Raw genomic sequence first — 12,756 nt, 5'->3', positions numbered from 1 at the left:
GGACGGGGGAAAGGGGCGAATCATGCCAAAATCTCAGAATCTAGGCCATTGTTATATAAGCGTTTGTTAATAGTGCACCAACGCCACACGCAACTGGTCGTCTCCCTTTTTCAGCACCAGCTTGCGTTTGAGGTTGATCAGCTCCACACGCTGGTCGTCATCCAGCTCTTTCTCATGGAGTTTCAAGGACTGGTACAGCGCCGCGAAGAGCAGCGACAACGTCGTTAGCCGCTGCTGGCCGTCCACCACCTCCAGGCGTTGCATGGCCAGGGCGTCGGTGGTCTGGTTGATGCAGATGATCGAGCCCAGGAAGTAGCCAGGGTTGTTTTCTTGCACGTCATCAAACAGCGTCTCCCACTGGCTCTTGCTCCAGGTGTATTCGCGCTGGTAGCGCGGTATCGCGTAGACCACACCCGCTTCGATGTCGAAAAGCTGTGAGACTGGGTAGTTGTTGACTGACTTGATCATAGAGACTCGATTACCTCAGCCGTTTCGCGGTAGTCGGCAAAATAGCTGGCAAAAGAAAGGCCAGGGCTCCTGATCGACGAAATGAATTTGGCCGTCCAGAAAACTCGTTCTTGTCCAGCAGCAAGTGGTGAAAGTGGATCCGATCGCTAGGCTGCCGTTGGCGGTTGGTTGTGAGCAATGCTCTGATGAAGGAGCTGATTATCAATTGATGCGTGCGAGCCGTTGGCCTCAGAGTGCGGTTCGATCGGGTCTTGGAGATCCATGCACGAAGGGCGGGCGCTCCTGCCGGAGAGCCCGCCCTTCCTGGCCGTCCGCCCACATTTGGCTAGCCATTTTCCACGTAATGGTCGCAGCTGTAGGTTCTCACATACGGTGAAATGGTTCCACCGACAGCGGCGCCGGAAATTTCACCCTTCAATGAGAACCCCCCACCAACCGATTCTCGAATACGGTGAAAGGATCCTGATTTTTTCGCAGAAACGATGATACGGCCAAGCTTTCTGGCGGCCGGAGGGGGGGCAGGGCGAGGAGCCGCAGGCTTGGCGTGTTCTCTGGTGGGTCGCGCCCGCCGATGGTGCCGCACGTTTTCGACCCGTCGTAGCTCGCCGCCCTGCGTCTATTTCTCGGTGGACCGCCGCGCATCCAGTTCCTGGATGAGCTGAGCGCGTGCGACGGGATCACGCGGTACCAGCCCATACCAAGGATCGAATACGAGCAACGTGCCGTCGAAGGGGGCGTAGATGCGGGACGTCCGTGTGCTGGTGACGGGTGCTGCGGGCTTGGTCTGGGTTTGCGTCTCAGGTGTGGTTGTTCGCCACTCCTTCTCCGCTGCTGGCTCTGGCAGATGGAGCCAGCGTCGAATCGCAGGATCGTGAACGAGGCGATCGGTAAGCTGCTCGATCGTCCAACCCAGGCGCTTGCGCCGATAGGCCGTCGAGAGGTCAAGCTCGATGGTCGGGATTCCTGTACGAACGATCTCCTCCAGCTTTTCGGGGCTACATCGATGGGTTACGGTCACCTCGACTGCAGGGTCATCGACTCGGTCAAGAGAACGACGTCGGGGCGCCGGCCGGGCCAGTACATTTCATCCGGTAGCGCGGCGTCCCGAAAGACTGTCGGGGTGTCCCGTCCGGGTTCGACGAGGCGACGCTTGTCCGCCACGATCTGCTTGGCCATCCGATGGAGCGCGGTTTCGGCGCCGGTGGTGCAGCTCTCTCCTTGGTGCGCGAAGTGATGCACGCGCACAGCCCCCTTTCTGGCGACAAGCGGACTTCCGCACTCCGGGCATTCGCATTTGCAGGCGAGTCCCTGCTCCACCTCGTCGATTCCGCGCATCCGCCCTGTGTGGTCGAGCCCGAAGTCCAAGCCGTGAAGCGTCCGTTCAGACATGGTCTGCCTCCGCTTCGAGTTCGCTCACGACGGCCGCGCGGAACTGACGGAAGACGATCCAGTTGTTGTACTTGTTGTTCCAGTAGCCACGATTCCGGCAGACAGGTTCGACGAGCGCACGCACGTGCTCGTCGGGCCGGTGGTAAACAGCGAGATCGCCAAAGGGGAGCGAGCGGAGTTCGACGCGCTCGCCGGCGATGTATAGAACGAGGGTTTCCAACATGACCTTCTCCTGGGTTGAACGGAGAGGTCAGGTTAGGTATGCAAACCCGCGTGGTTGCTGGACCCGGACGGTCTGAAACCGGTTGGCGGACGGTTCGCTGTTAGAATCCCGTCATGTCTGCTGGGAGCCCGATGAGCGATCTGTCCGATACCCCTCAGTGCGAAGGCGCGTGCCCATTGCCAGAGCGCGTTCGGTTCGCGCAGTGGTTTCCAATGCTCCTTGATCGTGACCGCAGCGCTGACTACCGGGAGGTGTTCTGGGACTTGCTGCGGGCGCTGCTGACCCAGTACCAGGGCGATGGCAAGGACGGCATCGAGCCGAGATCGCTCAGCACTCAGGAGCTTTGGCGCTGGACGCTCGAGGAGCGCGGCGAGCCAGTCGAGGGCCTGACCAGCAACAAGGCACGCAATCGGGTGAACGAGCACTGGCCCGGGTTGGAGGAGGCGTTCGCCGAACTGCAGGGCCGTTTCACCGACGCAGCGCGGAAGGCAGGTTTTACGGGGCTCTTGTGGCCGACCAAGGACAAGTCGGATGGCGGCCGCTCGTCGACCTATCGTCTCGAATGGCGCCCTTTCGGTGTGAGCACCGCGCTCCCTACCCTGCCAGCGGACTACGAAAAGCTGGCCTTTGTGCTCCGGTACCGCGAGGACCGGTCGAGCCTGAGGTTCTCGCTTCTCGGGCGCCTGTTTCTGTGGCCGCTGCTGTTCCGCCGGCAGGGAGAAGCGAGTATGCGCATCGATGGCATTCGTCGTTATGTCCCGGCGATCGGCCTCGGACTCATGGTGTTGGTAACGGGGCTGCCCGTGTTGATTGCGCTGATGCGTGTCGCCGACGGTGCGCTCGAGTGGGAGCTGATGGTCGTTGCGGCAATTTTCTTCTGGTTTCTGCTGCGGCCTTTGATCCGGCTCTACGATCGATTCATCATCATGGCCTCGCCGCTCTTTTATCCGTTCTCGGAGAGGGAGTGTCAGGTCGAGCTCTTCTGGGATCCCGAGGCAACGGTGCTTCCAGGGCGGTCGCGTGGTTACAGCCTGCGCCTGGTGCGGTATGTGGCGGATTGCCCGCTGTGTGGAGGCAACGTGTCGCTACGGGAGGGCGGGCTTGGTCAGTTCAACCGGCTGGTCGGGTGCTGCGACGAGGAGCCCGGGGAACACGTTTTCAGTTTCGATCGGAAGCTGCGGGCGGGGTACTGGCGCCAAAGTCGATGGTGACAGTAGGTCGGCCTCAGCTGCCGGTGGCTTGATGGCGCAGTCAGGCAGCAATGTGCTGGTCACCCGCCGTTTGAGCGTGAGGCGACGGTGGACGGCGGCTTCTCCACCCTTCCAACTGGAACTACCGACCCTGAACTGACCTTCGTTGTTCTGAATTTTACTTCGCTGAAGCTGCCATCCAATCGGCGCGTCTACGCACCCATTGACCAACCCGCGGCGTTGTACAAAAGCCAGCCTCGCAACCTCCGTCGGGGATCCAAGCTGAGTATGGCCGGGACAGAGTAGCGCCCGACAACCAGCCGCCGGCTTCACGATATAGCAGGGCTTGGGGGTGCCTCGTCAGCCAGTTCATCGAGTACTGCAAAAACGCCATCGAGATCGTCGTGATAGAAGGCTGTGTAGCTAGGCAAAAAAACGCATCGCCCTCTGTCTTGGAGACCAAGCCCCCGAATGTGATCGCGATGCGTCAGCCAATAACTCCCCATAGCCCTCGGATCCAACCCACCTGGTAGCCCCGACTTGGTTGCGACATAGCCCTCTTCGTCGAGCCCCGTTTGGAACGGGCTGCTCAAGTGGGCGAGACAATGGTCGAGAAACAGCAGCACGTTGTCGGCGTGGACGTCGGGGCTAAAGCAGAATCCAAAGACGTACTCGTTCATCAACCTAGAGATGCCACCGCCATCTTCAGCACCTTTTTCATCGTAGTAACCGCATCCAACGCCAGCGCCATTCGGAGGCCGCGAATTGCTGAGCTGATAGATGACGAACGACGCGGCAAGGGACCGTGCAGCCGCAACTCGACGAGCAATCGTTGTATCGCCTTGCTCGGATGCGGGGTCTAGCGAAGCCTGCTCATGAAGATGCGCAAAGGCTTGGCCGAGGAGCGCATCCACAGGCACTTCACGTGCCTCAGCAAAAAAGTTTCGTCCAGGCTCAATGTAGGTGCGCTTGAAGTGCGCGAAGACTTGCTGAGACAGCGACCTCATCTCGAGCAGCGCCAGCTTACTGACTAACCCGGTCGTTGGAGCAGACATGTCCTGGTGGACAATGAGCGCAGTGTGGAGGTTGTACAGCTGACCACCGCGATCCGCTGAGCACTGCAGCCTGAAGAGCATGAGGTCGTTCCAACCCAGAACGCCGCGCTCTGGGCAAGCAAGCCGTCCTAGCAGGCCTCTTCCAACGAAGGCGTGCTCGCCAAAGATGCGCCACGCGATCTCGACGACGTTCTCCGGAGTGTTTGCCCGTCGCCGGCCTGCAGTACGCCCCCAGCCTGCGCGATCCAACAAGCGCAATAGCGAATAGACCGACCTTGGGCGCAGTCCTCGGTCATCGTTGTCGAACGTCGAGTAGCGTGGCAGGTACTCAACGAGCGTTTCGATGGCGTCTTCTGTGGTCGGGCTGGTGAAGTCGTGGGCCTGATTGACCAGTACCCGCCAGAACTGGTCGTGAGCGGTCTCTTGTTTCTCAAGAGCGAACTCCGGTTCCGCAAAAACTAAGGCAATCGATCGACCCTTGCGAACCCGATCCACCGCTGTTTGGTATAGAACAAAGGTCTCCTGCGGCTCCGGCGCGGCAAAGCGCACGATGAGCTTCAGAAAACTCTCCAAGTTTCTGGTGTCGCCCTTGTTGAAGCACGCCCGGGACCGAAGAACAGACTCTTCAATGTTGCGCCCGTCGCCCAGCTCCAACACCCCTACATCAAACAACTGTTCCAGCAGGAACTTGGCAGGACCTGGATGCCCTTCCTTGATCTGCTCAAAACCATCGGCGTTCTTGAAGTCTGGTTCGTCGTACATACGCCGAACGGAGAAAGTACCACTGCGCCCCTCTGTCTCCTCGGCGTATATGCGCCTGAACAACCCGGGATAGTTCAGATGCAGCAGCATTAGATGGATGAGGTCGCGCTTGTTGAAATCAGTCCGCCCAAGATCGGTCTTCTCGATTTGCATGAGAAGGATGGCATTGATAAAGCGCTTGACCTTACGTAGATCGGCGATCAACGTAAGGTACTTGGCGGAAGACTCTCCAGCCAAGATCTCCGCAAGCTCATTGAGAACGGCTCCAAGCTTCACCATCGTGTCCGATGGCACGGACCCGAGCTGGCTCTCGCTCTTTTCCCAGTCGCGTTGCAAGAAGTTGCGGATGCTGGAGCTGTCCACGAACAAGCTCAGCTTGACCGTCACAAATTTTTCAAGGAACTCACGCGCCCGGGATCCTTCCTCATTGCCACCGGCCAGAACTTCGGTGTCATAGCAAAGGACGTAGGTCGCTTGCGACAGCTTGAAGGTGCGTCGCGTTGCGAACAGAACGTTGTTGACTGTCTTTGCGTCCAAACGATCCAAGTCGTCGATGACAACGATCACCCGTCGGCCGATGCGGCGAAGGACCTCGTCAATGTCGTCAAGCAGCTCATCGACAGTTTCCTGGGAAGGCTCCAGTGAAAGCTTGAAGCCCAGGAACGAAACGTCAGCCTTTCCCTTTATGAGCCGAGCGTATCTAGAGGCCGCAGGGCGGAACTCCGGTGCGAAGACTTTGTTTTGAATCGCGGCAGACAGGTCGCGAATCAAGCGATCCGCAAGATCTGGCTCAGACGCGTATCGAAGGGGCTCGAACCGACAAATAATCACCTCGTCCGCGGCCCGCTGCCAGTGGCGTTCGGCAAGATTGATGAAGCTTGTTTTGCCTACGCCCCACGGCCCGTCCACACCGAACACCAATCCTGAGTGAGCGCGGCTGTCGAGGACGGTTTCCGCGAAAGATCTCGCTTGCGACTCGTTGGAGAGCAAGTCGTCCGCATCGCGCTCGATCTCCTCATCCGCAAGGAACCGGAGCTGAGGCTCCATCTGCCGTCTCCTTGGCCAATGACGTTGAACGAGTGGCGACAACAGCACCGTGGAGAGCAGCAGAAGAGCAATTGGCGCCCAATGCGGGTTTGCGGCCTTCAAGGCGGCGTGAAACTTGGAAAGCCACGGCATGGTCAACTCGTTCGACCAAGCCCCAAGACAAACTGCCATCAGTAGGTCAAAACGAAAGCTTCGACCCATTTGGACGGCGGCAGTGAATGCGCCGCGATTCGCGGCGTAGACCACACAGATCGCCAGTCCGGCCAGGACCACGATGCCGCTTGCCCAGACCTCGAGATCAGCCACTGCAGGCGCGAACGCGGTCCCCAGGTAATAGGCTGCCCTGCATACCTCAGCACCAACCCAGCCAACGACGAACATCTTGGCGAAGACCAAGAGTTCCGGCATCTTCATGGTTTGCTTGGTACCTGCCATTCACTGTTCCTCCCTATGCAGTCGTGCGTACTCGAACGTACTCAGTGGCACGCTTCGTTCAACGAGAAAGCTTGCTGGGACGGGTAATGTTTCCTAGGACTACGATGGTCACGACCGTAACTTCCGCAGGCGGGGCAGATCTCAGGATGGCGAGTCCGTCGGCCGCCGGCCAGGGAGCGGTCTCCTTCTTGCTGCAGTCCAGGACGCACAGCAGCGCAATTCGCTTGCCCTTTGCAGCCGCATAGCTCGCCGTTTGCTCGACGTAGCACTGGCAGTCTTCGACTCTCCGGATACGATGGTCCACGGACTTCAGTTCGATGGTGATCCCACGAAAGCTCAGGTCCGTGATGCCGCCTGCCGCCGCAGGGTGCTCCTCGAGGTCGGATCCGATTCGAGGCGCACGCCGCAGTTCCTTCCGCACGTAGTCCTGAAACCGACTTTCGGGCCAGATCCCATCGAACTCCGCGTCCTGAACCGCTCGGCCAGCCATGTTGCACAGTACCGCGAGAAGCTCAAGCACATCCGAGAGCTCATGCACATTGGCCAGTCCTTGTTGTCGAAGCAGGTCACGGACCGATACGATCTTCTCGTCCATCGCGGCGTAACCGGTAATCGGGTGTGACTTGATGTCGATCCCCTCGACAAGGAGGGTGCGATGGCCGACGATGGCTACGGGTTGCTCCACACTGGCAGGTTGAAACGCGGCGGCGTACTTGAACTCGAACGGGCGGGCCTTGAGCCCTTGCGCTACCTGGAGGATCGCCCGCCCTCCTTGAACCAGCGTGTAGGGCGCCTTCCCAGGTGGTTTGGGGAATGTGAACTCGGATAGTTCGTAGGAGCTTCGCGGCTCCGCCGAAACCGGGGTTAAGGTGAGATGCGTCGCGTTGTCAGGCCATCGCGAGACCCGCACCTCAATCTCCATGTCGTGCATCTCGCGCGGCGCCAGGTGGTGAACATCAGCGGCCGGCTGGCCTCCGAGCTGAAACTTCAGGAACGCAACGGAGAGCTCTGCTGGCTGAGGCGCCACCTCGACGGCGAGATCCTTTTTGCGCGGAACCCTGAGCCCCTCGTCCCCGAACACCCCAATGGGCAACGGAACGCGTGAGAGGCTGCTGCAGAGGGCTTCAAAGTCGGCGAGCGTTGCGATCGAGGGAACGGTAGTCGAAGCGTCCAGCAGCGGCATCGCTTCCGACCGTTCCCCGTACTCGTTCACCCAGAGGCGGTGGCGCTCGATCGCGCTTCGTAGGAGCCGATCGCCTCCCTCCGTAGCGTCAAGTACCGACTGTCTCCACTCCGCCAATGTCGACACGATGCGCAGTAGCCCCGCGAAAGCGCCGTACGCCGTTGCAGTTGCTGCCCGTCCATACTGAAGGGACGCGCCGTCCAGCGCTGCGCTGATTTGTCTGAGCGTCTCGGCTTCAACGGCTCCGCCGTTGCCAAGCCTGCCAAGCGCATCAACCGCCTCGATGCGTGCGAAGAAAACTTGGGAGAGGATTGCGTCTTGCCGCATATTGCTTCTCGTCGTCGTCGAGGGCCTTCACGAGGCCCTCCCACTCTGCCTTCAACGCCGCCCGCTGCTCCGCATCACCAGCGGCGACGGCCGCCTCGAATCGCACTGCAACGACCTGCATCCGGCGCGCCCACTTCATTCGTCTCTTGGGGACCGTGTCAGGCACGTCTTCCCACGCAGCCTCAACCGCCGTGATCGCTTGCTCCCAAGCCCCGACCCGCGTCAGGATTTCCACCATCGCGCCGACATACGGGGCGCGATCCCTCCTGCGAACGGCGACTTTGGCCAAATCATCCGCACGCTTGAGCGCTTCCGCGTCGGGGATCAAGTACGCAAGCCGGATTGCGTCCTCCTCGCCGTACTCGCGGACGGACTGGTCCTCGAGGATGCTGATCACCAGATCCACGTACGAGGGATCGTCCTTGAGGAACCGGGACATGGAGTTGAGCGCCCGGAGGTTCGAGCTCGGCGGGACGGCCATGAGGATCCCGATGAACCAGACTGCCAAAGCCTCCTTCAGCTGCTCCTCTTTGGCAAATCTATGGAGGTAGAGCCGCATGCATCGAGGCAGAAAGCCACTGGTGTCCTTCTCCGACTTGTAGGCCCCGATAAGCTGGAGAAGCGCTAGGCCGGCGGCTTGCTCGAGATGGGGTGGCAGAGGAATGTTCTCAAGCGCACCGGCGGCCGCTTGATGCACGATGACGTAACGATCCGACAGGAGAAGAACGAACGCCTCGAGCACCAGCTGGGGAAGGTCTGCAATCCGGCTCTTGCCCGCCCTGCCAAGCGTTTCGGCTGCCGTCGCACGCACGAGAGTTGACGTGCCCATCAATCCCGAATAGAGCTCAGGCAGCACCAGGTTCAACCCTTCGGGCGTGGAGATGAGATGGCTGGTTTCCTTGAGCAGCGCCGATACCAGCCAGGTGCGACTCTCATCAACTTTCGTCAGAAAGTCGATGTACGATTCCGTGGCGAGCCGATCTCCTTCAGCCGCTCTGGCCGCGATGGTCGCGAAGCATTCCCTGAGATTGTCGAGCGTCGACCTGAAATTACCGGCCTCCAGAGCGTCCAGGGTGGAGACGTTGGTCTTACGATTCTGCTCGGCATTAAACGCTTCGAACCGGGCGTCGAGGACGGCCGCTGCTCCAAGGACGACGTCGAGGTCCTTCCTGGCTGCCCGAAGCAAGCTGCCGGAGCCATCCCTGAAGATCTGGGAAATCTCGCTGAGCACCTTGAAGTTGTTCGAGGTGCTCGCAAGCTTGATCACCCTTGTAAGGACCACGCCGGCGACGTCGTCTTCCAGCGTTGCTTTCCCGCGTACGGCAAACCGGAACACCTCCTCGTAGACCCGGATGAGGCGCGCTTCACCCTCGGACGAGGCGCCCTCGAAAAAGCTTGAGATCAGCTGGTCGGTGGCGGCGGGCTCGAGGAGAAAGATGGCTGCGATGGAGCGCTGAAGATCGCTGCACACCATGTCCCGGTCCCTGTCTGCCTCGTCGTTGTCGATGAGGAGGTGCGCACGCGCGAGCTTCGCGACCAACGTCTTGCCGAACTGTCCCGGGATGACCGGATCTTTCGTAGCAAGGACCTTGAGACCAGCCGTCCCCGTACGTATTGAGTAGGATTGCCGCGAATCGAGCAGGCGTTGGATGCCGCGACGGATGGCCTTCGGTCGCTCGCCGAAGACGGCCTCCAGCGGTCCCGGTTGCAGCCGCCGCTGGTGATGACTGAGCGGCAGGCGAGGTGGGCTAGCCAACGAGATGAGAGCAGGCACCGCTGCTTCCACCGCCGCCTCCTCCCCTAAGCTGGGCGTCGCCATGAAGATACCGGCGGCCACTGCGACGGACTCATGGCGCGCCAGGCAACCCAGTGCCGCCGCAGCGAGACGCGCGGGATCCGCACCAACGTGTTGCAGCACTAGGAGTGCTTCCGTCTGACACCCGCCCGCGCGCGTTGCGGCCAGTTCGAAAAAGTACTCAGTGATCGGAGCCGTGAGCACCTCAGGGGCCAGCTTAACTGTCTCGACGATCCGCGTTCTCGCCTCATCTGAAGGGTGGTCATCCAGAGCTTGAAGGTCATCAAGCAGCGCGCACGTTGCGGGACTCTGGCCAGTTCGTAAGGCATCCCGACGCTGCTTGCGATCTGCGCGGGCCGCGTCAGCCTCCGCCTTCGCTCGCTCTGCGGCTTCCTTGCGCCTCGCCAGTTCCCGGTCACGCTCCGCTACCAGTTGGCTGAGGTTCGGCAGCCGAACCGCTTGACGCTTTTCGCAGTGCACACAGTTGCGGTCGTAGAAGTCGAGCGCACCTTCCTCCAGGTACCAGCCCGCGATGCCTCCTGCTGGCGCGAAGTCGCATTGCATGCCGAACATCCCGATGGGGAGGCCTGTCTGCATGGCGATCAGACCCGTCCCACCGTGGTTGCGCACCTGAGCGTGGGAGCACCAGTTGTGCACGAGCTCCATGACCTCCTTGTTGCGCTCGCCGGTCCGGACATGTCGATCGAATTCGGCCTCGTTCATGCCGCGATTGTAAAGCGTCGTGGGAGCGTCGTCGTAGTGAGCGCTGCACTTACTCTCATATAGCGGCGCTAATCGGCGTACGGGGGCGCGCGTTGGGTGGCCTCAGCGCCCGGCCAGATTGAACGGCCGTTTAGGAGCCGACATTCGACGTTGGCGTCGCCGGTGCAAACGACTGATCCCGCGGCGAAGCAGTCATAGGCCTTTCCCGTCGTACTTCCGCTTTGGGTCAGTAGTTCCAGTTGGCAGGATGGAGAAGCCGCCGTTCACCGTCGCCTGACGCTCGAACGGCAGGTGACCAGCACATTGCTGCCTGACTGCGCCATCAAGCCACCGGCAGCTGAGGCCGACCAGTTGTCGTTGCAGGTACAACCAGGGGGCGCTGTGTTCTGTATGTCTACGGGATGATCAGGGTCCCCGCCCAAGACCAGCGAACATAGAGTTGAGCACTGCGAGGGGTGGTCTCGTAGACCTCCACGCTATCCTGCCCCTCGAGAACTCGAACTTCGCTATCGATACCCGAACCCCAGCAAGCCTTCCACGCTCATCCCAATGCTATCGAGATGAATAGGTTCGCTTCCTTCGACGTCGGTGAACTGCCACTGCCGAGGCCCGCAGCGACGATACAACTCGCTGCGACCACGAGCAGGGTCGATCACCAGCAGTTCCTGCACGCTGTCGATCTCTCGGTATGCGTGGAGCTTGGCGCCCCTGTCGACCTTTTCCCGAAAGGGTGACAGGACCTCGATCACCAGGCCCGGGTAGGCGACGCGCTGCTCGTTGACCGGATCTCGACATAGGGTGGAGACCCAGAAGTCGGGATAGAGCGTCGAGCGATCGGTGCAGAGGGGCCTTCGATCGCGGGCGGTGAACACCTGCTCTAGTGAACACGCGAGGTGTTCGCGGAGGGCGGCTTCCAGTTTCTTGCAGATGGCATCGTGAGCCTTGGATGGTCGTGGGATGGGCTGCATCAGGCCTTCAATCATCTCGTGAGCATCGTCCGGTGGCCGCCGTCGAATCGTGAATTCCGGGACGCTTGAGATTAGCAACGCTGAGCAGGAAGGAATACTCGTCCATGAGCCGGGCCGTATACCAGGTTTGCTTGTGCGACGAGGGGTGTGGCTGGTTGTGGACATCATTGTCTTCGGACTCGAGAGTAATGTGATGGGTGTTACGGGTTCTGCAATCACGTCGCAACGTCTTCTGAAGGTGAGATGGTGCCTAGGATTGCCGGCCTCGCTTGCAGACATGCCCTCCTGAACAACGTCTGCCGACATCCGTCAACGTCAGGTCCGCTGATTGGCCGGATGCCTTCCTGATCCAGGAGTGCGCGAAGGTGTTTGGGCGAGGTGTGGGCACCTTGGGCAAGGTCTCGAAGCCAGACGTACTCGGTCTTGAACTCCTGAAGCTGCTGCATCGCCACGCGCTGGTTGCGGCGACGCGTCTCCGCGGTCGTCGTGTGCAGCAGGCCTTGTCGGACGAGGTGATATGCGACCTCCTGCTTCACCGCCATAGCCTCTGCGACTTCCATGACCGAGAGGGTCCTTGAATGCTCGGCACGCCACTCATCACGCAACTGGAGATGTCGGTCTGCATCCACAACAAGAGAGGGAATGAGCGACAGCCCCGTTAGTCTTCCGATGACGGGCAAGCGTCCATCAAGGATGGCGTTCAAGGTGAGGGCCAACTCTCCCTCGACAAGGCGAGTGCGACATGCGGTCGCGAGGGAGATGACGTTCTCGTTAGCCTCAGTGGGCGAAGGGCTAGCTGCGTCGTCGAGTTGTCTCTTGAGCACGTCGAGCCGATGGCGGCCGATTCGCCAAACGGCTTGTTCGGTTTCGTTGCGCCCCTCGAGGACGGGCAGGATGCCTGCCTGGCACAGCTCTCGGAAGCGGCGCCGGCTGAGCCCGAGTTCACGCCGGACCTCGACAGCGGTGAGGCTCGCAGTGCGCAGTGACCGATAGGCCTCAACCGCGTCGGGGTTGATCGACGTGAAGCAACGCTTGCCTGCAGCGGCTACCCGGCCCGCGAGGCGTCCTGCCCGGATCAGTTTCTTGACGCTGCCTCGCGCCAAAGCAAGGTAAGCGCTCCACGAACCCCATCCTTACATAGCCGCGGGTGAGGCGGCATGCTCAGGCTTCCGTTTCTCAGGGAGCACGAAC

11 protein-coding genes are annotated in these 12,756 nt (G+C 60.6%); 2 read left to right on the top strand and 9 right to left on the bottom strand.

From position 1 onward, the window contains the following. Positions 1–66: 66 nt before the first annotated feature. The 4 genes from M622_RS35890 to M622_RS35880 form a co-directional block, all read right to left on the bottom strand. Positions 67–468, bottom strand: coding sequence for a DUF262 domain-containing protein (locus tag M622_RS35890; RefSeq protein WP_021250563.1), 402 nt, complete (start codon positions 466–468; stop codon positions 67–69). A gap of 616 nt (positions 469–1,084) precedes the next feature. Further along, positions 1,085–1,486 carry a hypothetical protein gene (locus M622_RS40650; RefSeq protein WP_021250562.1) on the bottom strand — a complete coding sequence of 134 codons (402 nt, stop codon included), beginning with the start codon at positions 1,484–1,486 and terminating at the stop codon, positions 1,085–1,087. Further along, complete coding sequence (locus M622_RS40645) at positions 1,483–1,857, bottom strand: competence protein CoiA family protein (RefSeq protein WP_021250561.1); 375 nt, start codon at positions 1,855–1,857, stop codon at positions 1,483–1,485. The genes M622_RS40650 and M622_RS40645 overlap by 4 nt, the downstream gene beginning before the upstream one ends. Continuing rightward, positions 1,850–2,080, bottom strand: coding sequence for a hypothetical protein (locus M622_RS35880; protein WP_021250560.1), 231 nt, complete (start codon positions 2,078–2,080; stop codon positions 1,850–1,852). The genes M622_RS40645 and M622_RS35880 overlap by 8 nt, the downstream gene beginning before the upstream one ends. A gap of 131 nt (positions 2,081–2,211) precedes the next feature. On the opposite strand from M622_RS35880, the gene M622_RS35875 reads away from it, so the two are divergent. Beyond that, positions 2,212–3,291 carry a hypothetical protein gene (locus M622_RS35875; RefSeq protein WP_031347421.1) on the top strand — a complete coding sequence of 360 codons (1,080 nt, stop codon included), beginning with the start codon at positions 2,212–2,214 and terminating at the stop codon, positions 3,289–3,291. A gap of 308 nt (positions 3,292–3,599) precedes the next feature. Here the strand turns inward: M622_RS35875 and M622_RS35870 are convergent, their stop codons facing one another. The 5 genes from M622_RS35870 to M622_RS40055 all read right to left on the bottom strand — a co-directional run bounded on the left by M622_RS35870 (position 3,600) and on the right by M622_RS40055 (position 12,269). After that, positions 3,600–6,569, bottom strand: coding sequence for a KAP family NTPase (locus tag M622_RS35870; protein ID WP_021250558.1), 2,970 nt, complete (start codon positions 6,567–6,569; stop codon positions 3,600–3,602). A gap of 58 nt (positions 6,570–6,627) precedes the next feature. Then, the gene (locus M622_RS35865; protein ID WP_021250557.1) at positions 6,628–8,079 is read right to left on the bottom strand and encodes a hypothetical protein; all 1,452 of its coding nucleotides are present in this window, start codon (positions 8,077–8,079) and stop codon (positions 6,628–6,630) included. Then, positions 8,024–10,597: a hypothetical protein gene (locus tag M622_RS39470; protein WP_021250556.1), complete on the bottom strand. Its 2,574-nt coding sequence runs from the start codon at positions 10,595–10,597 to the stop codon at positions 8,024–8,026. The genes M622_RS35865 and M622_RS39470 overlap by 56 nt, the downstream gene beginning before the upstream one ends. Positions 10,598–11,103: 506 nt before the next feature. Beyond that, positions 11,104–11,730, bottom strand: coding sequence for a Uma2 family endonuclease (locus M622_RS39855; protein ID WP_088178604.1), 627 nt, complete (start codon positions 11,728–11,730; stop codon positions 11,104–11,106). Between the two features lie 50 nt (positions 11,731–11,780). Then, positions 11,781–12,269, bottom strand: coding sequence for a hypothetical protein (locus M622_RS40055; RefSeq protein WP_157282112.1), 489 nt, complete (start codon positions 12,267–12,269; stop codon positions 11,781–11,783). Between the two features lie 105 nt (positions 12,270–12,374). Between M622_RS40055 and M622_RS40205 the strand changes: the two genes are divergently transcribed. After that, entirely contained in the window at positions 12,375–12,551 is a 177-nt protein-coding gene (locus M622_RS40205; protein ID WP_157282109.1) for a hypothetical protein, read from the top strand. Positions 12,552–12,756 lie beyond the last annotated feature (205 nt).

The sequence above is a fragment of the Thauera terpenica 58Eu genome (assembly GCF_000443165.1).
Classification (GTDB): Bacteria; Pseudomonadota; Gammaproteobacteria; order Burkholderiales; family Rhodocyclaceae; genus Thauera; species Thauera terpenica.
The sequence above is the reverse complement of the archived record's forward strand: the minus strand, read 5'-3'. Positions and strand labels throughout refer to the sequence as shown.